Source organism: Rhodococcus sp. G6(2025) (genome assembly GCF_058628105.1).
Genome location: NZ_CP179750.1, coordinates 5,430,761 through 5,453,647, shown reverse-complemented (window position 1 = coordinate 5,453,647; position 22,887 = coordinate 5,430,761). Strand labels below are relative to the sequence as shown.

Here is a 22,887-nt window from a genome sequence, read left to right as displayed (position 1 = left end):
GAAACCTCAGGCCGTGACGATGCCGGGCATCTCGTCGTAGTCGAAGACGCGGGCATGCAGCACCACGCGGTTCCGCAGTGCCGAACGCACGGCCCGGTGCAGCCCGTCCTCGAGATAGAGCACCCCGTGCCACTGGACCGCGTGCGGGAACAGGTCGCCGTAGAACGTCGAGTCCTCCGACAGCAACCGGTCGAGCTCGAGAACCTTGGTCGTGGTGACGATCTCGTCGAGCCGCACCTGCCGGGGTGGGATCTTGGACCAGTCGCGCAGCGACAACCCGTGGTCCGGGTACGGCTTGCCGTCCATGACACCTTTGAAAATCATCGCCTCGTCATCCGCCCGTGGTCGTTGCCTCTGCTCGTCTCCGGTCACCACAGTAAGGCCTGAACCGGTATCGGCGGCGCGGCGATTAGACTGGACCGAGCCGAGATGCACGTGCATCTGCACGTAGCTCAGGGGATGTGGCGGCCGATCCGAACGAAGGTTCGGTGACGCCGCTGCCCGTGATGATCGAGAACTGGAGGTGGACGGCGATGTCGAGTACGGACGACAGACGGTTCGAGGTTCTCCGCGCCATCGTCGCCGACTACGTCTCGACCCAGGAGCCGGTGGGATCGAAGGCGCTGGTCGAGCGGCACAACCTGGGCGTTTCCAGTGCGACGGTCCGCAACGACATGGCGTTTCTCGAGAGCGAGGGCTACATCGCCCAGCCGCACACGAGTTCCGGTCGTGTTCCCACGGACAAGGGCTACCGGCAGTTCGTCGACCGCATCGCCGACGTGAAGCCGCTGTCGACGGCGGAGCGGCGCGCGATCCTCGATTTCCTCGAATCCGGCGTCGACCTGGACGACGTCCTCCGGCGTGGTGTGCGCCTGCTCGCGCAACTCACACGCCAGGTCGCGGTTGTGCAATATCCCACACTCTCGGCGTCGTCGGTCCGGCACCTCGAGGTTGTCGCGCTGACGCCTGCCCGCCTGCTGCTCGTGCTCATCACCGATTCGGGCCGAGTGGATCAGCGCATCGTCGAACTCGGCGACGTGCTGGACGACGAGGATCTGGCACGGCTGCGCGGGTTGCTCGGCGGCGCCCTCGACGGCAAGCGGCTGGCGGCGGCGTCCATCGCGGTCTCGGAGCTGGCCGACGAGGCCCCGGAGGATCTGCGCGATGCCGTGATCCGTTCGGCGACCGTGCTGGTGGAGACGCTCGTCGAGCACCCCGAGGAGCGGCTGGTCCTCGGCGGCACCGCGAATCTGACCCGCAACGCCGCCGACTTCTCGGGAATCAGCGGATTCCCCGGTTCGCTGCGGGCGGTCCTCGAGGCGCTGGAGGAGCAGGTGGTGGTGCTCAAGCTGCTGGCCGCCACGCAGGACGCGGGCACCGTGACGGTGCGGATCGGTGAGGAAACCCAGGTGGAGCAGATGCGCGGCACCTCCGTCATCTCGACCGGTTACGGTGCGGCAGGCACCGTGCTCGGTGGAATGGGCGTCCTCGGACCCACCCGAATGGACTATCCGGGAACAATTGCGTCGGTGGCAGCCGTTGCGAGATACATCGGCCAGGTGCTCGCCGAGCGGTGACGGCCGGCCCCGGCGACAGCGCCACCGTGAACGAGCACACGTACCGGTAGCGAGATAACGAAGTAGAGAAGGACGAGAGACTCAACGTGGCACGGGATTACTACGCAACGCTCGGCGTCGATCAGAAGGCGACCGATCAGGAGCTCAAGCGCGCGTACCGCAAGCTTGCGAGGGAACTGCATCCCGACGTGAACCCCGACGAGGCGGCGCAGGCCCGGTTCCGGGACATCTCGACGGCCTACGAGGTGCTGTCCGATCCGGAGAAGCGTCGCATCGTCGACCTCGGCGGCGACCCCCTCTCCTCGGGTGGTGGCGGAGGTGGAGCCGGCTTCGGCGGCGGTTTCGGTGGCGGCCTCGGCGACGTGTTCGAAGCGTTCTTCGGCGGCGGAGGCGGTGCGGGTCGCGGGCCCCGCGGCCGCGTCCAGCCGGGCGCTGATTCACTCCTGCGCACCAGGCTGACGCTGGCGGAGTGCGCGACCGGCGTGAGCAAGCAGGTCACCGTCGAGACGGCGATCCTGTGCGACAGCTGCACCGGTGCGGGCACCAACGGCGACTCCAAGCCGGTGCGCTGCGAGACCTGTGGCGGCGCCGGCGAGGTCCAGTCGGTGCAGCGTTCGTTCCTCGGCCAGGTCATGACGTCGCGGCCGTGCCCCACCTGCCGCGGCGCCGGCGAGACGATCCCCGACCCCTGCCACAAGTGTGGCGGCGACGGCCGGGTCCGCGCCCGCCGCGACATCACGGTGAAGGTGCCCGCAGGCGTCGCAGGCGGAATGCGGATCCGGCTCGCCGCGCAGGGCGAGGTCGGCCCCGGTGGCGGACCTGCAGGCGACCTGTACGTCGAGGTGGTCGAGCAGGCGCACGAGGTGTTCGTGCGCGACGGCGAAGACCTGCACTGCACGATCCGGGTTCCGATGATCGACGCCGCCCTCGGCACGACCGTGACGATCGACACGATCATCGACGGGCCCAAGGAGATCACCATCGAGCCGGGGACCCAGCCGGGATCGGTGACGGTCCTGCGCGGGCACGGCATGCCGAAGCTGCGTTCCGGTATCCGCGGCGACGTGCACGCCCACCTCGAGGTCGTGGTTCCGTCGCGACTGGACCACAAGGAGACGAAGCTTCTCCGCGAACTCAAGGACCTGCGCGACCGCGACGTCGCCGAGGTCGTCTCCACCCAGTCGCAGCACAGCGGCGGATTGTTCTCACGCCTGCGCGAAGCGTTCAGCGGTCGCTGACCGTGGCGGCGACGGTCTTCTTCCTCGACCCGCTGCCCGAGGTGGGGAGCACCGCGGTCCTGGACGGCCCGGAGGGCAGGCACGCCGCGACGGTGCGCCGGATCGGCATCGGGGAGCGGATCGTGCTGGCCGACGGCCGGGGTGGTCTCGCCGACACCGAGGTGACGGCGGCCGCCAAGGACCGGCTCGAACTCACCGTTCACGAGCGTCGTCAGGTGTCCGCGCCGTCGCCGAGTGTGACTGTGGTGCAAGCGCTTCCGAAGGCGGAGCGGTCCGAGTTGGCGGTCGAGCTGGCCACCGAGGCCGGCGTCGACGCGATCGTGCCGTGGCAGTCCTCGCGGTGTGTGGCGCGGTGGGAGGGCCCCAAGCTCGCGAAGGGTGTCGCTCGCTGGCGCAGCGCGGCGCTCGCCGCCGCCAAGCAGTCCCGGCGGCCGATCGTCCCCGAGGTGTCGGAACTGCACCGCACCGCCGGAATGCTCGCCGTCGTCCGTGAGGTGGTCGGCCGGGGCGGCGTCGTCGCCGTGCTGCACGAGGCGGCCACCCAGGGCCTCGCCGAGCTTCCGCTGCGCTCGGCGGCCGAGATCGTGCTCGTCGTCGGCCCCGAGGGCGGAATCTCCGAGGAGGAGATCGCCGCACTGACGGACGCCGGCGCCGTCCCGGTGCTGCTCGGCCCGCACGTTCTGCGGACCTCGACCGCCGCGGCCGTCGCGCTGGGCGCCATCGGTGTCCTCACGGACCGCTGGGGCGCGGCCCCGCTAGCCTGACTGTCCGTGGACCGCATTCGCATCGCCTACGGAACCGAACCGCAGCAGTTCGGGCACTTCTACCCGCCCGAGGAGCCCGTGGCCGCCGCGGTCCCGGTGGTGATGGTCGTCCACGGCGGCTTCTGGAGCGGGAAGTACCACCTGAACCTGGGCACGAGCTTCGCGGTCGACCTCGCCCGCCACGGCGTCGCCGTCTGGAACATCGAATACCGCAGGCTCGGTGCGGGCGGCCGGTGGGACGAGATGTCCGCCGACGTCGTCGCCGCGCTCGACGCGATCGCCGGTCCGGTCGCCGAGCAGTCGCCCGTCCCGTTCGACCTGTCGAAGGTCCGGGTCGTCGGCCACTCGGCCGGCGGACAGCTCGCGGTGTGGCTCGCCAGGGAGAAGCGGACGGCCGTCCGGCCGGAGCGGGTCGTCTCCCAGGCAGGCGCCCTCGACCTCGCGTCCGCGGGCGAGCGGGGCCGGCGGATCGGCTACATCGAGGATCTCCTGGGAGTCCCCTTCGACGAAGACCCCGACCGGTACCGCGCCGCGTCCCCACTGCACCGCATCCCCACCGGGGTGCCGGTGGTGTGCGTCCACGGCACGGAGGACGCGCAGGTTCCGGCGAAGGTGAGTGTGCGGTACAGCGAGGCCGCGCGGGCGGCCGGGGATCCGGTCGCGCTGCATGTCGTCGACGGCGAAGACCACTACGCCTTCCTGAATCCCGAGACCGACTGCTGGAAGATCTCGCGGGACGCCCTACTGTCCGACGCCGGCGAGTTCTGAACCGCGGTCGCCGGATTCGGCGTCACCCGGGCAGGACGAGGGCCACGATCGCGGCCCCGATTCCCTGGCCGTTCCCGAACGCCGTACCCGCGGCGTCCAGGAGTGCCGGGAGGCGCTCGGCGCGGGTGACCGATCGGTGACCGGTTCCGCATGCTGTGTGTCGTTCGCCCGCCGCGAACTCGGCGAGCAGCGCATCCAGATCTCCTCGGGGTGGTGCGCAACCGGGAGGTGCGGGTCGTCGAGCGTGGCAGCGTTCCCGGGTGTTCTCGTCGTACCTCTAGCGGAATCGACGACGATCACCCTGCTGGACCAGGCGAATTCCGGCGAAGTGCAGGATTCGGGGGCATCGTGCGCGGTCGCGTACCTCGCGGTGCTCGGGCCGACGCCGGCCGACGGGGCGCGCGTCGTGGACGAGGCGCGGCACCGGTTGCGCGAGCATCAGGACGTCCCGAAGTGGTGACGGCGTCGTGTAATCGGGTGGGCGCCGTGACCTGCGAGCGATAGACTTCCCTCATCACGACGACCGTCGTGACCGCCCAGGAACCGGGAAGAAGGCCATATTCCTCACGTGAGCGAACAAGACCAGAACGGCGAGACGTTCGGCGCCACGCGTCCGGCGGAACGCACCGTGCGTTCGAGTATCGATCTCCCACCCGAAACGGTCCCGCCTCTCCTCGGTTCTTCCGACGAGAACCTGCGCGCTCTCGAACGGGTCCTGGACGCAGACATCCATGTACGCGGCAACGCCGTCACACTGACGGGACGGCCCGGCGACGTCGCGCTCGCAGAACGGGTCATCGCGGAACTGGGCTCCATCGTCGGTCGCGGGCAACCGCTGACCCCCGACGCGGTGCGTCGCACGGTCGGCATGCTCACGCAGGGGCTGAGCGATTCGCCCGCCGAGGTCCTGACCCTCGACATCCTGTCGCGGCGCGGCAAGACGATCCGGCCGAAGACGCTGAACCAGAAGCGCTACGTCGACGCGATCGACGCCAACACCATCGTGTTCGGCATCGGGCCCGCCGGCACCGGCAAGACCTACCTCGCCATGGCGAAGGCGGTGCAGGCCCTGCAGACCAAGCAGGTGTCGCGGATCATCCTCACCCGTCCCGCGGTCGAGGCGGGGGAGCGGCTCGGGTTCCTGCCCGGCACGCTGCACGAGAAGATCGATCCGTACCTGCGCCCGCTGCACGACGCACTCCACGACATGATGGACCCCGAGGCCATCCCGAAGCTGATGCAGTCGGGTGTCATCGAGGTGGCGCCGCTGGCGTACATGCGTGGCCGCACGCTCAACGACGCGTTCATCATCCTCGACGAGGCGCAGAACACCACCGCCGAGCAGATGAAGATGTTCCTCACCCGGCTGGGCTTCGGCTCCAAGGTCGTGGTCACCGGCGACGTCACGCAGGTGGACCTGCCGGGCGGTGCCCGGTCCGGGCTCCGCGCGGCCACCGAGATCCTCGGTGACATCGACGACATCTACTTCGCCGAACTCAACAGCAGCGACGTGGTCCGGCACCGGCTGGTGTCCGACATCGTCGACGCGTACGAGCGTTTCGAGGCGGACCGGGACGGCAAGGTCGAGCTCGGGAACCGCGCACAGCGGAGAGCGGCGCACTCGCGTTCTCCACGACGGTAGGGTGAGTGTCGCCGGAACCAGGAGGAAGCGACACACATGAGCATCGAAGTCTCGAACGAATCGGGCATGGACGTCTCCGAAGAGGAGCTGATCAGCGTTGCCCGCTTCGTGATCGCGAGGATGGACGTGCACCCCGCGGCCGAGTTGTCGATGGTCCTCGTGGACTCGGCCACCATGGCCGACCTCCACATGCGGTGGATGGACCTGCCCGGTCCCACCGACGTGATGTCGTTCCCGATGGACGAGCTCGAGCCCGGCGGTCGCCCGGACTCGCCCGAGCCCGGCCCGTCGATGCTCGGTGACATCGTGCTGTGCCCGTCCTTCGCCGCGGACCAGGCCGACAAGGCTGGTCACCCGCTCGCTCACGAACTCGCTCTGCTCACCGTGCACGGTGTGCTCCACCTCCTCGGCTACGACCACGCCGAACCGGAGGAGGAGAAGGAGATGTTCGGCCTGCAGAACCAGTTGCTCGAAGACTGGTACGAGGATCTTCGCAGGGCCGAACGCGACGCCGCACTCGCTGCCCGGGATCAGAAGCTGCTCGGCAAGGCCGGCTTCTTCGACTCACCGGACCAGTAACCGCCACGTGAAGGGTCTTCTGTGAGTAGCGCCATCGCGCTGATCGTCCTCGCGATCGTCCTCGTCCCGCTCGGTGGTGTCTTCGCCGCCGTCGATTCCGCACTCAACACGATCTCGTCCGCGCGCATCGAGGAGATGGCGAAGGAGGATCGCCCCGGAGCTACCCGCGTGCTCCGCATCCTGTCGGATCGCCCGCGTTACGTGAATCTCATGGTGCTGCTGCGCATCCTGTGCGAGATCACGGCCACGGTGGTGCTCGTCGGTGGCCTGTCCGATCTCCTCGAGCCCGTGTGGGCGCTCACGTTCACCGCGATCATCATGGTGCTCGTCGACTACGTGGTGATCGGGGTCGGCCCCCGGACGCTCGGTCGCCAGCACGCCTACTCGATCGCGTTGATCACGTCGTTTCCCCTGCAGGTCATCGGAACTCTGCTCGGTCCGATCAGCCGCCTCCTGATCCTGATCGGTAACGCGATCACCCCGGGTAAGGGATTTCGCAACGGCCCCTTCGCTTCCGAGATCGAACTGCGCGAACTCGTCGACATGGCGCAGGAGCGCGGCGTGGTGGCCGACGAGGAACGCCGGATGATCCAGTCGGTGTTCGAACTCGGCGACACGTCCGCCCGCGAGGTGATGGTGCCGCGCACCGAGATGGTGTGGATCGAGAGCGACAAGAGCGCCGGACAGGCGACGTCGCTGGCTGTCCGCAGCGGACATTCGCGGATCCCCGTGATCGGGGAGAACGTCGACGACGTGCTCGGTGTGGTGTACCTCAAGGATCTCGTGCAGGAGACGTACCACTCGCGCGACGGCGGACGCAGCGTCCGCGTCGCCGACGTGATGCGGCCCGCCGTGTTCGTGCCCGATTCCAAGCCCCTCGACAGCCTGCTCGCCGAGATGCAGCGCGACCGCAACCACATGGCCGTGCTGGTCGACGAATACGGCGGAATCGCCGGGCTCGTCACCATCGAGGACGTCATCGAGGAGATCGTCGGTGAGATCGCCGACGAGTACGACCAGGACGAGACACCGCCCGTCGAGGATCTCGGCGACGGCATGTACCGGGTCTCCGCGCGTCTGCCGATCGAGGATCTCGGCGAACTGTTCGGCATCGAGGTCGAGAACGACGAGGTCGAAACAGTCGGCGGGCTCATCGGTTACGAGCTCGGCAGGGTGCCGCTCCCGGGGTCGGAGGTCGTCTCGCACGGTCTCGTCCTGCGCGGCGAGGGCTCACCCGACGTGCGCGGGCGGGTGCGCATCAGCACGGTCTTCGTGCAACGCGCCCCCATCGACGAGGACGACAGTGGCGACGGCGACCGGGAGGACGGCGATGACTGAACTGGGCGACGAAGACGCCAAACTGGTCGTGCTCGCGCGAGGAGCGTTCGGCCGCACCGGAAGTGGTCAGGGCGCGGCCGTCCGCGATCTCGACGGCCGCACCTACTCGGCGGGCGCGGTCGCGCTGGCGGCGCTGTCGCTGACCGCGCTGCAGGCTGCTGTCGCGGCGGCGGTGTCGAGTGGCGCCGAGGGATTCGAGGCCGCAGTCGTGATCGGCGGCGACCCGGAAGACCCGGGCATCGCCGCCCTACACGAAGTCAGTGCGCAGGCGGCCGTCGTCTTCGCGCGAACCGATGGATCCGTGATCGAGGAGCAACATGAGTAAAACCGAATTCCGTTCCGGATTCGTCTGTTTCGTCGGACGGCCCAACACGGGCAAATCCACGCTGACCAACGCGCTGGTGGGCAGCAAGATCGCGATCACGTCCTCGCGTCCGCAGACCACCCGCCACACCATCCGCGGCATCGTGCACCGCGACCACGCGCAGCTGATCCTCGTCGACACCCCCGGGCTGCACCGCCCCCGGACGCTCCTCGGCCAGCGCCTCAACGACCTCGTGCGGGACACCTACTCCGAGGTCGACGTGATCTGCCTGTGCTTCCCGGCAGACGAGAAGATCGGCCCCGGCGACCGGTGGATCGTGCAGCAGGTCCGTCAGATCGCGCCGAAGACCACGCTCGTCGGCATCGTCACGAAGATCGACAAGGTCAGCAAGGACATGGTCGGGCAGCAGTTGCTGGCCGTGTCCAAGCTCCTCGGTCCCGAGACGGATGTCGTGCCCGTGTCCGCCGCCTCCGGTGAGCAGGTGGAGGTGCTCGTCGACGTCCTCGCGTCGAAGATGGAGGAGGGCCCGGCGTTCTACCCGGACGGCGAGCTCACCGACGAGCCCGAAGAGACGCTGATGGCCGAACTCATCCGCGAGGCCGCACTCGAGGGGCTCGGCGACGAACTGCCGCACTCCCTGGCCGTGGTCATCGAAGAGATCATCCCCCGCGAGGGACGCACCGAGAAGCAGGGCGAACTGCTCGACGTCCACGCCCTGCTCTACGTCGAACGCCCGTCCCAGAAGGGCATCGTGATCGGCAAGGGCGGCGCCCGCCTCCGCGAAGTGGGGACCAAGGCCCGGCTGCAGATCGAGAAGCTGCTCGGCACCAAGATCTTCCTCGAACTGCACGTCAAGGTGGCCAAGGACTGGCAGCGCGACCCGAAACAGCTGGGCCGCCTGGGGTTCTAGGCGGCTGCGCCACCCGTGCGTGGTGAACGAGTCCAGAGGCTCGTCAACCACTCACGGGGCGGCGGCCCTCAGAAGGAGGAGCACCGACGTCGCGAAGTCGTGATCGCCGTCGCTTCCGGTCGCGAGTCTCCTGAGCTGCAGGCCGGCGATGGTCGCGACGATGGTCGGTGCGACGGACGCCGCGTCCGGGACGCCGAGGGCGGTGAGGATCGTCACCGTCAAATCGTCGTACGCGGCGAAACATTCGGCCGCGGCCTGACGCAGCTCGTGGTCGCGTCCCGCCTGGATGTACAGCTCGAACGGGGCGATCCGCTCGGCGGAGAACGCCAGGTCCTTCGCGACCTTCCCGGTGAGCGCCGCGGCGTCCTCGAGGCTCAGTCCCTTGTCCCGGTACCCCTCCGCCAGCTCCGACAGCCGCTGCGTCTCCTCCGTCACGAACCCGGACAGCGCGGCGCGCAACAGGTCCGTCTGCGTGGGGAAGTGGTACGTGATAGAGCCGAGCGACACCCCGGCCTGCGCGGCGATCCGCCGATTGGTCACGCCGGGAATGCCTTCCGTGCCGACGATGTGCAACGCCGCCGCGAGGATGCGGTCACGAACGTCCGTCGAAGCCACCGGTCACCACCATTTCTCGGGACGTTCCAGGTCCCACCGCAACACCGACTCCAGCTGAGCCGCAACCGACACCAGCAGCGGCTCGGCACCCTCGTGTCCCATCAGCTGGGCTCCGGTCGGCAGGTTGCCGGACGTGAACCCGGCCGGCACGTTCACGCTGGGCCAGCCCAGCACGTTCCACGGCCACGCGTACGGGCAGACCGCGGTGATCACCTTGTCCGTGGCCCACGAGCTGATGCCGTCGATCCCCTCGACCCTCGGTGGGGGAGTCGCGGTGGTCGGGGCGAGGACGAGGTCGTACTTGTCGAAGATCGCCCCCACCCGTCGCTGCATCCTCGGCTCGGCGGCGCGGGCGGCGCGTAGCGGTGCCCCACGCAACAGTCGCCCGGTCCGGGCGTTGCCCTTCGTGCGGGGGTCGACGAGTGACGGGTCCGGGACCTTCCGTACCCAGTCGTCGATGCCGACCATCGACCGCGGGAGGAAGCCGAGCCCGAACATGATCCCGTAGTCGGGGTCGTCCACCACGACGCGATGCCCGAGCTTGCGCAGCGCCTCGGCGATCCGTGCGACGCCCTGGCGGACTTCGGGATGCAGCGCGGTGGGGGTCGCGGTGAACGGGATCCGCAGCGACAGCGCGATCCGCAGCGGTCCGGGGTCGCGGCCGACGGCGTCGCTGACGGTGACCGGTGCGGGGGTGTGCAGGTCGCCCTCGTGCGGTCCCGACGCGACGTCGAGAAGCAGCGCCGCGTCGGCGACCGTCCGGGCCAGCGGGCCGTTGACGGTAAGGCCGTAGAACGCCTCGGCTGCCGGCCAGGTGGAGATTCGGCCGCGCTGAGGCTTGATCCCGACGAGGTTGGTCCAGGCGGCCGGGATGCGGATGGACCCGGCGCCGTCCGAACCGATCGCCGCGGCCACCACACCGGCGGACACGGCCGCCGCGGCGCCGCCGGACGACCCCCCGGGGGTGTGGTCACCGTTCCAGGGATTGCGGGTGTACCCGAAGGCGGGACCGCCGGTCAGCGGCCACTGTCCCAGCTCCGGACTGTTGGTCTTGCCCACGACGACGGCGCCGGCTGCGCGCAGGCGTCGCACCAACTCGGAGTCGCGCGCCGCGGGCGGGAAGTCGCCCGGCACCCGAACGCGGTCGGCTCGCCGGCCACGTCGACGTCGTCTTTCACGGCGATCGGGACCCCGAGCAGCGGCAGGCGCTCACCGGCGGCGATCCGGCGGTCGGCCTCGGCGGCTTCGGCCAGTGACTTGGTCCGGCGGATCACCTTGAACGCGTTGAGCGTCGGCTGGCTCGCGTCGATGCGGTCGAGGGCGGCGCGGGTGGCCGCGACCGACGTGGTGGCGCCCGAGGCCAGCGCCTGCGCCTGCTCGACGAGTCCCGGGGACCGATCTCCGTCGTTGTCGCGTTGCCGTCGATCGTCCAGTTGTCCCGCGCTCATGTCGCCCCTCCCCGTGACTGTTCGTTCGAACGAACAGTATCAGCCGAGGTGTTGCCGGACCACCCTCCCGATTGCCTCGGCCGCCCCGCGAGCCTGCGATTCGGGGAGTCGGGCGTACCCGCAGACCAGCCCCCGCGGGCCGTCCGCTGTGGTGCGGTAATCGGCGAGGCTCGGGACCGTCACACCGTGGTCCTGCAGCTCAGCCGACACGGCGACGTCGTCGACGGAATCGGGCAGCGTCAGGACGACGTGGAGGCCGGCCTCGATGCCGGCCAGCCCGGCACCGTCCGTGTCGACCGCGGACAATTGCTGCTGCAGTGCGGTGACGAAGGCCGCCCGGCGGGCCGAGTAGGTGCGGGAGGCGCGGGCGAGGTGCCGTGACAGCGCACCGGAGTCGATGAAATGCGCCAGCGCGAGGGCAGTGGTCGCGCAGCACGCCTCACCGCTCGCGTCGAGGGCCCGGACGAGTCCCTGCCGGAGCGCCGGAGGCGCGATCACCCACGCCACCCGGATCGAGGGAGTGAGGATCTTCGACGCCGTGCCCACGTACGCCACGCATTCCGGCCCGCGGTCGATGCTGCGCAGGGCGGGCAGTGCCGACACGTCGTATCGGAACTCGCCGTCGTAGTCGTCCTCGATGATCACCGTTCCGGAGGCCGCGGCGTCGGCCACGAGCCGCGCCCTGCGGCCCACCGGCATCCGGGCCCCCATCGGGTACTGATGGGCGGGCGTGCAATAGGCCGCGGCGTCGGTGGCGCGCAGCAGGGCGGGGTCGAGGCCGTCGCCGTCCACGGACACGCTGCGCGTCCGCACCCCCGAATCGTCGAGGACGGTGCGGGCCCGGCTGTAGCCGGGCTCCTCGAACACCACGTCCCGGCCGCCGAGTCCTGCTGCGGCCACGAGGGTGCGGAGCGCAGCGGCGACTCCGGGAACGATCACCAGTTCGTCGGGGCGCGCCGCGATCCCCCGGGTGCGGCGTAGATGTACCGCGAGGGACCGTCGCAACTCCGGGTGCGCGCCGGGGCCCGGGACGTCCGAGGTCACGGCCGCGGCGGCGGCCGTCCGCCACGCCCGGCGCCAGTCGACGGTGGAGATCAGGGCGGGATCGGGGTGGCCCGGAGTGAGATCCCACCGCGCCGCCGGTGTCCCGGGGGCGGCGGCGAAGGCCCGATTCGACGTTCGGGTGACCGTGTGCGAGGCGACGTGCGCGCGGGCCGCGACATCGGCGCCCGGTGCGATCCGGGTGCCGGAACCGGCGCGGGCGTTCGCGTATCCGGACGAGCAGAGTTCGTCGTAGGCGTCGACCACCGACGCCCGCGCGACCGTCAGGTGTTCGGCCAGCGCCCGCGAGGAGGGCAGTGGGTCGCCGGGTCGCAGGCGACCCCCGCGGATCTCGTCGAGGATCGACTCCGCGATGCGGTGCCGCAGCGGCGCGTCGGTGTCGGGGAGCCGCAACGTCAGGTGCAGTTCGGGGCTGATCCGGGGCATGGTCCCCACAATACTGGTCTGTCGATATTGATGATTGTGGATCTGGAAGCTGATCCACATAGGGGTGAGGATGGTCTCGTGGACAAGATCATGAGATACCCGGACCGTGCCCGCACCGAACGCGCGCAACTCGACGCCGTCCTCGACGCCGCGCCGATGGGCACCCTCGCCACCGTCGTCGACGGGCTGCCGTGGGCCGTGCCGATGCTGTACGCCCGCGACGGCGACAGGATCCTGCTGCACGGCTCCACCGGGGCCGGCGCGCTGCGGCAGGTGGCGGCAGGCGCACCGGCGGCGCTGTGCGTCGCGATGCTCGACGGAATCGTCGTCGCGGACACCCTGTTCGACTCGTCTGCCAACTACCGTTCTGCGGTGGTGCGGGGCAACCTCGTCACTCTCGGCGAAGACGAATCCGCCGACGCACTGAACGCACTGTCGGACGTGCTGATCCCCGGCCGCAGCACGGAGGTCCGGGGGCACCGGCGCAAGGAACTCGCCGCGACACTGGCCCTCGCCCTCCCGATCACGCCGGGCCAGTGGACCGTCAAGGTGCGGGACGCACCACCGGGCGAACCGGCCGAAACCAGCAGCGCCTGGGCCGGCGTGGTCCCGGTTCGGTCGGTCGCCGGCGCGCCCGTCCCGGCGCCGTGGGTGGCGAGCGGCACACCCGTGCCCGCGTCCGTGTCGCGGCTGACCCGGACCGCGTAAGGAAAGCGTCAAGAGCCGGAGGAGTCCCGTAAGCGCTTCGTCAGCGCCGCCTCTTTCGCCGAGATCCGGCGTGATGCTGGCATGACACCCCACAACCGTGGGGTGTCATGCCTGCGCTGAACCGCAGGATCAGTACGAAGAGGGATCCTCACATGGCCGATGTGGCCTACGTCGCGCTCGTCCTCGGCGGATTCGCCTGTTGCGCGCTCGTTCTCCGTGCCCTGCAGACCGGACGCGTGAAATGACGGGCGCCGGAACACTCGCGGTCGCGCTCGTCGCGATTGCCGCCGCGCTCGTCGTGTACCTCCTGATCGCGCTCATCGACCCGGAGCGGTTCTGATGACGCCTGCCCTGGCGGCCGGACTGCAGGTCGCCTTCGTCCTCGCGGTACTCGCGGTCGCATATGTGCCGGTGGGCGACTACATGGCGCGCGTGTACGAATCACGCCGTCACCTGCGGGTCGAATCCGTCCTGTACCGCCTGTGCCACATCAACCCCCACACCGAGCAGACCTGGTACGGCTACGCGGGCAGCGTGCTGGGATTCTCCGCGGCGAGTGTGCTGTTCCTCTACGCCCTGCAGCGCATCCAGGGCGTGCTGCCGCTGTCCGGGGACCTCTCCGGGGTCAGTCCCGCGGTGGCGTTCAACACGGCCGTGTCGTTCGTGACGAACACCAACTGGCAGTCGTATGCGCCCGAGACCACGATGAGCAACCTGACCCAGCCGGTCGGGCTCGCCGTGCAGAACTTCGTGTCCGCAGCGGTGGGCATGGCCGTCGCGGTGGCGCTGATCCGCGGGTTCGTCCGGGTGTCGCGCGGCGGTGAGATCGGCAACTTCTGGGTGGACCTCACCCGGGGCAGCCTGCGTATTCTGCTGCCGTTCTCCTTCGTGATCGCGCTGATCCTGCTGAGCCAGGGCGTGATCCAGTCCTTCCACCCGGGCTTCGCGTCCACCGGTCTGGACGGCAACTCCGTCACCAACGCACTCGCACCCGTCGCCTCGCAGGAAGCGATCAAGGAACTCGGCACCAACGGCGGCGGGATTCTCGCCGCCAATTCGGCGCACCCGTTCGAGAACCCGACGCCGATCAGCAACATCGTCGAGATCCTCGCGATCCTGCTGATCCCGGTCTCCCTCACCCGCACGTTCGGCACCATGGTCGGCGATCCTCACGACCGAGCGAGCGAGGTGTCCGGGCACCGCCAGGGGCTGACCCTGCTCGCCGTGATGGGCATCCTGTGGGGATCGCTCCTCGCGGTCACGCTGGCCGCGGAGTCGGGTCGGCGCGGCGTCGCCGCCACCGCCGCGGGCGCGATGATGGAGGGCAAGGAGGTTCGTTTCGGAATCCCCGGCACGGCACTGTTCGCCGTGAGCACCACCGGAACGTCCACGGGCGCGGTGAATTCGGCGCACGACAGCCTGTCGCCACTCGGCGGCGGAGCCGTTCTCCTCAACATGCTGCTCGGTGAGATCGCGCCCGGCGGTGTCGGCACCGGGCTCTACGGAATTCTCGTCCTCGCCCTGATCGCCGTCTTCGTCGGCGGACTCCTCGTCGGCCGAACCCCCGAATACCTCGGCAAGAAGCTGCGGCAGCGGGAGATCACCCTCGCCGCCCTGTCGGTGCTGGTGATGCCGGCGCTCGTCCTGATCGGGACCGGAATCACCGTGATCCTGTCCTCGACCACCGGTTACCAGGGCAACAGCGGCGACCCCGGAAGCCCCGGATCCATCCACGGGTTCTCGGAAGTGCTGTACGCGTTCGCGTCGGCCTCGAACAACAACGGCAGTGCGTTCGGCGGGCTGACGGTGACGAGCGACTGGTTCCAGACCGCTCTCGGCCTGTGCATGCTGCTCGGCCGGTTCCTGCCGATCATCTTCGTCCTCGCGCTCGCCGGATCCCTGGCGTCGCAGAAGAAGACGGCCGCAGGCGCCGGGACCCTGCCGACGGCGGGCCCGATGTTCACCGGGCTCCTCACCGGCACCGTCGTGCTCGTCGCGGCGTTGACATTCTTCCCGGCCCTCGCGCTGGGACCGATCGCGGAGGCTCTGCAGTGAGTGTGAACGTGACCAGTCGTCCGGAATCCGGGACGGCGACGACGCCCGAGGCCGGCCACGACCCGGCGCCCGTGAAGGCGGGAATCTTCAGCCCCGCCCAGCTGGTGACGGCGCTCCCGGGCGCCCTGCGCAAACTCGACCCCCGGCACCTCGCCCGCAACCCGGTGATGTTCGTGGTGTTCGTCGGCTCCGTCGTCACCACCGTCATGGCCGTCGCCGACCCGTCGGTGTTCTCCTGGGCCGTCGTCGCCTGGCTGTGGTTCACGGTTCTGTTCGCGAATCTGGCCGAGTCGGTCGCGGAAGGGCGGGGCAAGGCGCAGGCGGCGAGCCTGCGGAAGGTGAAGCAGGACACGGTCGCCCACCGGATCACGGCGAGCGGCCGGGTGGAGTCGGTGGCGGGTACCGAACTCACCGTCGGCGACCGGGTGGTCGTCGAGGCGGGAGAGGTGATACCCGGCGACGGCGACGTCGTCGACGGAATTGCGACCGTGGACGAGTCGGCCATCACCGGCGAATCGGCGCCCGTCGTCCGCGAATCCGGTGGCGACCGGTGTGCCGTCACCGGTGGCACGACCGTGCTGTCCGACCGGATCGTCGTGCGCATCACCGCGGCCCCCGGACAGTCGTTCGTGGACCGGATGATCGCCCTCGTGGAGGGGGCGGCGCGGCAGAAGACGCCGAACGAGATCGCGCTGAACATCCTGCTGGCGTCGCTGACGATCATCTTCCTGCTGGCCGTCGTCGCGATCGGCCCGATGGGCCTGTACGCGGGCCAGGAGCAGGATCCGATCAAGCTGATCGCGCTGCTGGTCTGCCTGATCCCCACCACGATCGGGGCCCTGCTGTCGGCCATCGGCATCGCCGGGATGGACCGGCTGGTGCAGCGGAACGTCCTGGCGATGTCGGGGCGGGCGGTGGAGGCCGCCGGCGACATCGACACCCTGCTGATGGACAAGACCGGCACCATCACGTTCGGCAACCGGCAGGCCACGGCCCTGCATCCCGCACCGGGGGTTTCCGCGATCGAGTTGGCTACGGCCGCACGGTTGTCCAGCCTCGCGGACGGCACGCCCGAGGGGCGCAGCATCGTGGACCTGTGTGTCCGCGACTTCGGGCTTGACCCGGCACCGTCCGAGGCGGAGAGGGCGGCGGAATTCGTGCCGTTCACGGCGCAGACCCGGATGAGCGGACTCGACATCGACGGCGCCCGGATCCGCAAGGGCGCGAGCGACGCCGTGCTGACGTGGGTGCAGGCGCTCGGCGGGCAGGCGGCGCCCGCGGTCACCGACAGTGTGAACCAGATCGCGCAGGCCGGGGGAACGCCGCTGGTGGTCGCCACCGTTCACGGAGACGCAGCGACCGTCCTCGGGGTGATCGCGCTGTCGGACGTGGTGAAACCGGGTATCGCCGAGCGGTTCGCGGAACTGCGGGCCATGGGGATTCGCACGGTGATGATCACCGGCGACAACCCGTTGACGGCGAAGGCCATCGCGGCCGAGGCCGGTGTCGACGACTTCATGGCCGAGGCGACACCCGAGGACAAGCTCGCGCTGATCCGCAGAGAACAGGAGGGCGGCCGGCTCGTCGCGATGACCGGGGACGGCACCAACGACGCCCCGGCGCTGGCCCAGGCGGATGTCGGGGTGGCGATGAACACCGGCACGTCCGCGGCGAAGGAAGCCGGGAACATGGTGGATCTCGATTCGGATCCCACCAAGCTCATCGAGGTGGTGGAGATCGGCAAGCAACTGCTCATCACCCGCGGGGCGCTCACCACGTTCTCGCTCGCCAACGACCTGGCCAAGTACTTCGCGATTCTCCCCGCCCTGTTCAGCGGAATCTATCCGCAGCTGGACACGCTGAACGTCATGCGGCTGGCCACCCCGGAATCGGCCATCCTGTCGGCGGTGATCTTCAACGCCGTGGTGATCGTCGCGCTGATCCCGTTGTCGCTGAAAGGCGTTCGCTACCGTCCGTCGTCGGCGTCGACGCTGCTGGGCCGCAACCTGCTGATCTACGGTCTCGGCGGTGTGATCACGCCGTTCGCCGGTATCTGGCTCATCGACCTCGTCGTCCGTCTCATTCCCGGAATTGGGTGATCCCGCATGCGATTTCTCATCGGCCTGCTCCGGCAGACCTGGGCCGGACTACTCGTCCTGCTCGCACTCACAGCAGTCCTCGGTGTGCTCTATCCCGCCGCCGTGTGGGGGGTGAGCAGGATCGGCGCAGGAGCGGCCGAGGGGTCTGCGGTGCGCGACAGCACCGGGTGCGTCGTCGGGAGCCGGTGGGTCGGTGTCGACCCGCAGGTGCCTGCGGGGGAGCCGGATCCGTTCTTCCACAACCGGGTCACCGGGTCGGTGGCCGAACAGGATCCGTTCGCGCCGGGCGATCCCGCCACCGCCCTGCCCACCAACCAGGGGCCGAGCAGTGAGATCCTGGCGACGTTCATCGCCGACCGGCGGGCGGCGATCGCGACCCGGGAAGGGGTGGACCCCTCCAAGGTACCGGCGGACGCGGTCACCGGATCCGGCTCGGGCATCGACCCGCACATCAGCCCCGCGTACGCGGCGTTGCAGGTGCCGAGGGTGGCCGCGGAGAACGGTCTCAGCGAGACCCGGGTCCGGCAACTCGTCGACGAGAACACCGAGGGAAGGCAACTCGGCTTCCTCGGTGAGGAACGGGTGAACGTCCTCGAACTGAACCTGGCCCTGGGCCTGACCGCTCCCGAGTGCACCGCCCCGACCGCTGGTGGATGATGGCGAGGTGAGTGGTACCGGAACCGAGGGCGTGCGCCGGGACGCCGAACGCCGACGCGGTGAACTGCGCATCTATCTCGGAGCCGCACCGGGCGTCGGCAAGACGTTCGCGATGCTCGGTGAGGCGCACCGCCGCCGGGAGCGGGGGTGCGACGTGGTCGCGGCCGTGGTGGAGACCCACGGCCGCGACCGCACGGCGGCGCAGATCGGCGACCTCGAACTGATTCCGCCCAAGCTGATCGCCTACCGGGGCACGCTCGGCCGGGAACTCGACGTCGAGGCGGTGCTGGCCCGCAGGCCGGCGCTGGTCCTCGTAGACGAGCTCGCGCACACGAACACACCGGGCAGCGTCCACGAGAAACGCTGGCAGGACGTGGAGATACTCCTCGCCGCGGGGATCGACGTCCTCTCGACGCTCAACGTCCAGCACCTCGAAAGCCTCAACGACGTGGTGCAGCGGATCACCGGAGTGGTGCAGCAGGAAACGGTTCCCGACGAGGTGGTGCGCGCCGCCACCCAGGTCGAATTGGTCGACATCACTCCGGAGGCTCTGCGCCGCAGGCTGTCCCATGGCAACATCTATGCCGCGGACAAAGTCGATGCGGCACTGAGCAATTACTTCCGGAAAGGGAACCTCACCGCACTCCGCGAACTGGCCCTGCTGTGGGTGGCCGACCAGGTGGATGCCGCACTCGCGAAATACCGTGCGGAGAACAAGATCACCGACACGTGGGAGGCCCGGGAACGGGTGGTGGTCGCGGTGACGGGCGGACCGGAATCGGAGACGCTGGTTCGGCGCGCCGGCCGTATCGCGTCGAGATCCAGCGCCGAACTGATCGTCGTGCACGTGGTGCGCGGCGACGGCCTCGCGGGTGTCTCGGCTCCGGAGATGGGCAAGGTACGGGCCCTCGCCGCAAATATCGGCGCGAGTCTGCACAGCGTCGTTGGCGACGACGTCCCGACCACGTTGCTCGACTTCGCCCGGACCGCGAACGCCACACAACTGGTGCTGGGCACGTCGAGACGCTCACGGTGGGCGCGGATCTTCGACGAGGGCATCGGCGCAAGCGTGGTGCAACAGTCCGGGTCGATCGACGTGCACATGGTGACGCACGGCGAATCCCACCGCCCGCGGCGGTTGTCGCCGGTGGGCTCCCGTTCGCGCACGGCGATCGCCTGGATCGCCGCCGTCCTCGTACCGTCGGTGGCCACGCTGGTGATGAGTGCCGTCGACCGGTGGCTCGGATTGGTCGGCGAGGGAGCCCTGTTCTTCATCGTGGTGCTGCTCGTCTCGCTGCTCGGGGGTGTCGCCCCCGCCGCGTTCTCCGCGCTGATCTCGGGTCTGTTCCTCAACTACTTCTTCACGCCGCCGGTGCGGAGCTTCACCATCGCCGAGCCGGACAACTTCATCACCACGGTCGTGCTGCTCGTGGTGGCCGTCGCCGTCGCGGTCCTCGTCGACGCGGCCGCCAAACGTTCACGGGAAGCCCGCCGGGCGTCGCAGGAAGCCGAGCTGCTGGCACTGTTCGCCGGATCGGTGCTGCGCGGCGCCGACCTCGACACGCTGCTCGAGAAGGTGCGCGAGACCTACGGCCAGGATTCGGTCAGCGTGCTGCACCGGGACCGCGGTCCGGTGGGGTCCGTCGGGCCGCACCCACCGGTGAGCATCGCCGACGCCGACACCGTCTGCGAGGTGGGGGAAGGGGAATACGCGCTCGCCCTGCGCGGCAGCGAACTGCACGCCCGGGACCGTCGGGTGCTCCTCGCCGTCGCCAACCAGGCGGTGGGCATGATCCGCCAGACCGAGCTCGCGCAGGAGGCGGGGCAGGCGCAGGCGCTGGCCGAGGCCGACCGGTTGCGGCGGTCGCTGCTGTCCGCCGTCAGCCACGACCTCCGGACCCCACTGGCCGCGGTCAAGGCCGCCGCGTCCAGCCTGCGCAGCGACGACGTCGACTTCTCCCCGGAGGACACCGCCGAACTGCTCGCGACCATCGAGGAATCGGCCGACGTGCTGACCTCTCTCGTCGGGAACCTGCTCGACTCCTCCCGTCTCGCGGCGGGAGTGGTGACCCCGACGCTGCGGCCGGTGTACCTCGACGAGGTGGTGCACCGGGCGCTGGTGGGTCTGGGAATCGGCGGCCGGACCGGGACCCGGGCCCGGGAAAGGGTGGAAGTCGACGTCGGAACGGTGACGGCGATGGCGGATTCGGGCCTGCTCGAGCGGGTGCTCGCCAATCTGATCGACAACGCACTCCGCTACGGTGAGGACTCCGTGATCCGGGTCGGTGCCGCGGCGGTGGGCGACCGCGCCGTCATCACCGTCGCCGACACGGGGCCGGGAATTCCGCGTGGGCGGGCAGACGAGATGTTCGCCCCGTTCCAGCGGCTGGGGGACCGCGACACGACCACGGGAGTCGGGCTCGGGCTCTCCGTCGTCCGCGGATTCGTGGACGCGATGGGCGGAACCATCAGCGCCACCGACACCCCCGGCGGTGGTCTGACGATGGTGGTGGAGCTGGCCGGGGCGGGAGGGGAGCATTCATGACGAGAGTTCTCGTCGTCGACGACGAACCGCAGATTCTCCGCGCCCTGCGGATCAATCTGAGCGTGCGCGGGTACGACGTGGTGACGGCCGCGTCCGGGGCGGCCGCCCTGCGCGCCGCGGCCGAGCGACCGCCGGACGTGATCGTGCTCGACCTCGGGCTACCCGACATGGACGGCACCGAGGTGCTGGCCGGCCTCCGCGGGTGGTGCCCCGCACCGGTCATCGTGCTGTCGGCGCGGACGGACTCCGCGGACAAGGTCGACGCTCTCGACGCCGGCGCCGACGACTACGTCACCAAGCCGTTCGGGATGGACGAGTTCCTGGCCCGGGTGCGTGCGGCCGCCCGCCGGGCGACGACGGCCGTCGACACGAGTGAACCTGTGGTGGAAACGGATTCGTTCACGGTCGATCTGGCGGCGAAGACGGTGCGGCGGGCAGGGACCGAGGTGCACCTGACGCCGACCGAGTGGGGAATGCTCGAGATGCTGGTGCGCAACAAGGGCAAGCTGGTGGGGCAGAAGGAACTGCTGCGGGAGGTGTGGGGTCCGGCGTACGCCACCGAGACCCACTACCTGCGGGTGTATCTGGCGCAGCTGAGGCGCAAACTCGAGGACGACCCGTCCCACCCGCGTCACCTCATCACCGAGGCCGGGATGGGGTACCGGTTCCAGGTGTGACCGGGCGACGTGATCCTGCTCACGACCGATGATTCCGGCCGGCTCCGGGAGTCCTACCTTCGACCGCAGCATCACACTCGACCGGAGGAGCCACGAATGCCCGCACCGAAGACCCCGCAACCACTCGCGCACACCTTCACGGCGCCGATCCAGAAGGACGGGGCGTTCGCCACGTACGTGACCGTGCCGGACTCCGCCGAACTTCTCGGAACGCGGCGGCCGGTGAAGGTCGGCGGGACGATCGACGGCCACCCGTTCAATGCGACCCTGATGCCCTCGGGTGAAGGTCCGCACTGGCTTCCCCTGAAGATCGCACTGTGCAAGTTGATCGGTAAGGACGGTGCCGGAGTGGAGGTGACGGTGCACCTCGAGCAGCGTTTCAGCTGACGCCGGGCGGCGTCCGGGTTTGATCCGGGGAGAGCGGGGTACGGATCACCCGGAAGCGGTCTGCGTTTCCGAACGGGTTTCGAGGTGTGTCGTGCCGGTGTGGCCGCGGTTGTCGGGGTGGCTCCCCACTCTGGGGGTCGTGGTGCTCGTCGCCGCGTGCGGAGTGAGCGACGACGGCGACACGAGCGAGAATTTCGCCGGCACCGTCGACATCGGCGGGGGTAGGAACATCCATCTCGAGTGTGCGGGCACAGGCGCACCGACCGTCGTGTTCGTGTCCGGTCTCCGGTTCGGTGCCGATCAGTGGACGACGACGGCCGATCCGGCGAGCACCTCGGCCTTCGACGGGGTCGCCGAGTTCACCCGAGTCTGCTCGTACGACCGGCCCGGGGTCGTGCTGGGCGACGACGCATTGAGCCGCAGCGACCCGGTTCCGCAGCCGATCACCACCACGGACGCGGTCGCCGACCTCCAGTCGCTGCTGGGCGCCACGGGCGAGGCCGGCCCCGGCCCCTACGTGCTGGCCGCCCACTCCTACGGCGGTCAGATCGCGAGACTCTTCGCCGGCAACCATCCCGACGAGGTGGCGGGCATGGTGCTGATCGACGCGCAGTCGGAGGAGCTGCAGACGCTCCTGCCCCCGGAGCAGTTCGAGGAGTTCCTGCGGCTCAACACCCCGCAGCAGGACAGTCTCGACGAGTACCCGGACCTCGAGCGTGTCGACTTCGTCCGCAGCTTCGACGAGATCCGCGCCGCCGAACCGATCCGGCCCCAGCCGCTCGTCGTCCTCTCCGCCGACCGTTCGGTGGCGCCGCAGATCGCGGAGGGCATTGCGAACGGAAGCCTCCCCGCCGACATCGATCCCGGCTACGGCCCGGCCCTCGACGCCGTGCAGCCGAAGGCGCAGGCGGATCTGGCACAACTCGTCCCGGGTGCCACGCATGTCACGAACACGAACAGCGGCCACAACATCAACATCGTGCAGCCGCAACTCGTCATCGACGGAGTCCGCGACGTCGTCGACGCCGTGCGCGACGGGCGCACCGAGCCCTGACCGTCGCACGCGG

22 protein-coding genes and 1 pseudogene are annotated in these 22,887 nt (G+C 69.6%); 19 read left to right on the top strand and 4 right to left on the bottom strand.

The window, feature by feature from the left end; translation table 11 throughout:
* Positions 1 to 6: 6 nt before the first annotated feature.
* Entirely contained in the window at positions 7 to 324 is a 318-nt protein-coding gene (locus ACLIVD_RS25115) for a type II toxin-antitoxin system VapB family antitoxin (protein WP_005261240.1), read from the bottom strand.
* Between the two features lie 209 nt (positions 325 to 533).
* Between ACLIVD_RS25115 and hrcA the strand changes: the two genes are divergently transcribed.
* The 10 genes from hrcA (at position 534) to era (ending at position 9,141) form a co-directional block, all read left to right on the top strand.
* Positions 534 to 1,577, top strand: coding sequence for a heat-inducible transcriptional repressor HrcA (gene hrcA, locus ACLIVD_RS25110; RefSeq protein ID WP_105415156.1), 1,044 nt, complete (start codon positions 534 to 536; stop codon positions 1,575 to 1,577).
* 86 nt (positions 1,578 to 1,663) lie between these two features.
* Positions 1,664 to 2,815, top strand: a complete 1,152-nt coding sequence (dnaJ, locus tag ACLIVD_RS25105; protein ID WP_005247937.1) for a molecular chaperone DnaJ — start codon at positions 1,664 to 1,666, stop codon at positions 2,813 to 2,815.
* 2 nt (positions 2,816 to 2,817) lie between these two features.
* The gene (locus ACLIVD_RS25100) at positions 2,818 to 3,579 is read left to right on the top strand and encodes a 16S rRNA (uracil(1498)-N(3))-methyltransferase (RefSeq protein WP_418342527.1); all 762 of its coding nucleotides are present in this window, start codon (positions 2,818 to 2,820) and stop codon (positions 3,577 to 3,579) included.
* Between the two features lie 6 nt (positions 3,580 to 3,585).
* Complete coding sequence (locus ACLIVD_RS25095) at positions 3,586 to 4,347, top strand: alpha/beta hydrolase family protein (protein ID WP_491930825.1); 762 nt, start codon at positions 3,586 to 3,588, stop codon at positions 4,345 to 4,347.
* A gap of 136 nt (positions 4,348 to 4,483) precedes the next feature.
* Complete coding sequence (locus tag ACLIVD_RS25090; RefSeq protein ID WP_491930824.1) at positions 4,484 to 4,807, top strand: hypothetical protein; 324 nt, start codon at positions 4,484 to 4,486, stop codon at positions 4,805 to 4,807.
* A 108-nt stretch (positions 4,808 to 4,915) separates the two neighbouring features.
* Positions 4,916 to 5,989, top strand: a complete 1,074-nt coding sequence (locus tag ACLIVD_RS25085; RefSeq protein ID WP_477955827.1) for a PhoH family protein — start codon at positions 4,916 to 4,918, stop codon at positions 5,987 to 5,989.
* 36 nt (positions 5,990 to 6,025) lie between these two features.
* Positions 6,026 to 6,568, top strand: a complete 543-nt coding sequence (ybeY, locus tag ACLIVD_RS25080) for an rRNA maturation RNase YbeY (protein ID WP_054248715.1) — start codon at positions 6,026 to 6,028, stop codon at positions 6,566 to 6,568.
* Positions 6,569 to 6,589: 21 nt separating this feature from the next.
* Positions 6,590 to 7,906, top strand: coding sequence for a hemolysin family protein (locus tag ACLIVD_RS25075; RefSeq protein ID WP_280782443.1), 1,317 nt, complete (start codon positions 6,590 to 6,592; stop codon positions 7,904 to 7,906).
* On the top strand, positions 7,899 to 8,231 hold the full coding sequence (locus ACLIVD_RS25070) for a cytidine deaminase-like protein (protein ID WP_105415158.1): 333 nt from the start codon (positions 7,899 to 7,901) through the stop codon (positions 8,229 to 8,231). The genes ACLIVD_RS25075 and ACLIVD_RS25070 overlap by 8 nt, the downstream gene beginning before the upstream one ends.
* The gene (gene era, locus ACLIVD_RS25065; protein WP_491930823.1) at positions 8,224 to 9,141 is read left to right on the top strand and encodes a GTPase Era; all 918 of its coding nucleotides are present in this window, start codon (positions 8,224 to 8,226) and stop codon (positions 9,139 to 9,141) included. Before ACLIVD_RS25070 ends, era begins: the two co-directional genes overlap by 8 nt.
* 51 nt (positions 9,142 to 9,192) lie before the next feature.
* On the opposite strand, the gene ACLIVD_RS25060 is transcribed toward era, so the two are convergent.
* The 3 genes and pseudogenes from ACLIVD_RS25060 to pdxR form a co-directional block, all read right to left on the bottom strand.
* Entirely contained in the window at positions 9,193 to 9,756 is a 564-nt protein-coding gene (locus ACLIVD_RS25060; protein ID WP_105415104.1) for a TetR/AcrR family transcriptional regulator, read from the bottom strand.
* 3 nt (positions 9,757 to 9,759) lie between these two features.
* A pseudogene (locus ACLIVD_RS25055) lies at positions 9,760 to 11,204 on the bottom strand (amidase).
* A gap of 39 nt (positions 11,205 to 11,243) precedes the next feature.
* Positions 11,244 to 12,752, bottom strand: coding sequence for a MocR-like pyridoxine biosynthesis transcription factor PdxR (gene pdxR / locus ACLIVD_RS25050; protein WP_317567639.1), 1,509 nt, complete (start codon positions 12,750 to 12,752; stop codon positions 11,244 to 11,246).
* Between the two features lie 18 nt (positions 12,753 to 12,770).
* Between pdxR and ACLIVD_RS25045 the strand changes: the two genes are divergently transcribed.
* The 9 genes from ACLIVD_RS25045 to ACLIVD_RS25005 all read left to right on the top strand — a co-directional run bounded on the left by ACLIVD_RS25045 (position 12,771) and on the right by ACLIVD_RS25005 (position 22,874).
* A complete protein-coding gene (locus tag ACLIVD_RS25045) occupies positions 12,771 to 13,400 on the top strand; it encodes a pyridoxamine 5'-phosphate oxidase family protein (protein ID WP_283333654.1) in 630 nt (209 codons plus the stop codon).
* A 241-nt stretch (positions 13,401 to 13,641) separates the two neighbouring features.
* Entirely contained in the window at positions 13,642 to 13,740 is a 99-nt protein-coding gene (kdpF, locus tag ACLIVD_RS25040) for a K(+)-transporting ATPase subunit F (protein ID WP_105415108.1), read from the top strand.
* Entirely contained in the window at positions 13,740 to 15,455 is a 1,716-nt protein-coding gene (gene kdpA, locus ACLIVD_RS25035) for a potassium-transporting ATPase subunit KdpA (protein ID WP_491930822.1), read from the top strand. The genes kdpF and kdpA overlap by 1 nt, the downstream gene beginning before the upstream one ends.
* Positions 15,452 to 17,554 carry a potassium-transporting ATPase subunit KdpB gene (gene kdpB, locus ACLIVD_RS25030; protein ID WP_280782449.1) on the top strand — a complete coding sequence of 701 codons (2,103 nt, stop codon included), beginning with the start codon at positions 15,452 to 15,454 and terminating at the stop codon, positions 17,552 to 17,554. Before kdpA ends, kdpB begins: the two co-directional genes overlap by 4 nt.
* 6 nt (positions 17,555 to 17,560) lie before the next feature.
* Positions 17,561 to 18,211 carry a potassium-transporting ATPase subunit C gene (locus ACLIVD_RS25025; protein ID WP_009473937.1) on the top strand — a complete coding sequence of 217 codons (651 nt, stop codon included), beginning with the start codon at positions 17,561 to 17,563 and terminating at the stop codon, positions 18,209 to 18,211.
* Between the two features lie 7 nt (positions 18,212 to 18,218).
* Positions 18,219 to 20,756, top strand: a complete 2,538-nt coding sequence (locus ACLIVD_RS25020; RefSeq protein ID WP_491930820.1) for a DUF4118 domain-containing protein — start codon at positions 18,219 to 18,221, stop codon at positions 20,754 to 20,756.
* Positions 20,753 to 21,433 (top strand): response regulator, encoded by a 681-nt coding sequence (locus ACLIVD_RS25015; RefSeq protein ID WP_009473935.1) that lies wholly within the window; start codon positions 20,753 to 20,755, stop codon positions 21,431 to 21,433. The genes ACLIVD_RS25020 and ACLIVD_RS25015 overlap by 4 nt, the downstream gene beginning before the upstream one ends.
* A 96-nt stretch (positions 21,434 to 21,529) precedes the next feature.
* A complete protein-coding gene (locus ACLIVD_RS25010) occupies positions 21,530 to 21,820 on the top strand; it encodes a DUF1905 domain-containing protein (RefSeq protein ID WP_054248443.1) in 291 nt (96 codons plus the stop codon).
* Between the two features lie 91 nt (positions 21,821 to 21,911).
* Positions 21,912 to 22,874, top strand: a complete 963-nt coding sequence (locus ACLIVD_RS25005) for an alpha/beta fold hydrolase (protein ID WP_491930819.1) — start codon at positions 21,912 to 21,914, stop codon at positions 22,872 to 22,874.
* Positions 22,875 to 22,887: the final 13 nt, after the last annotated feature.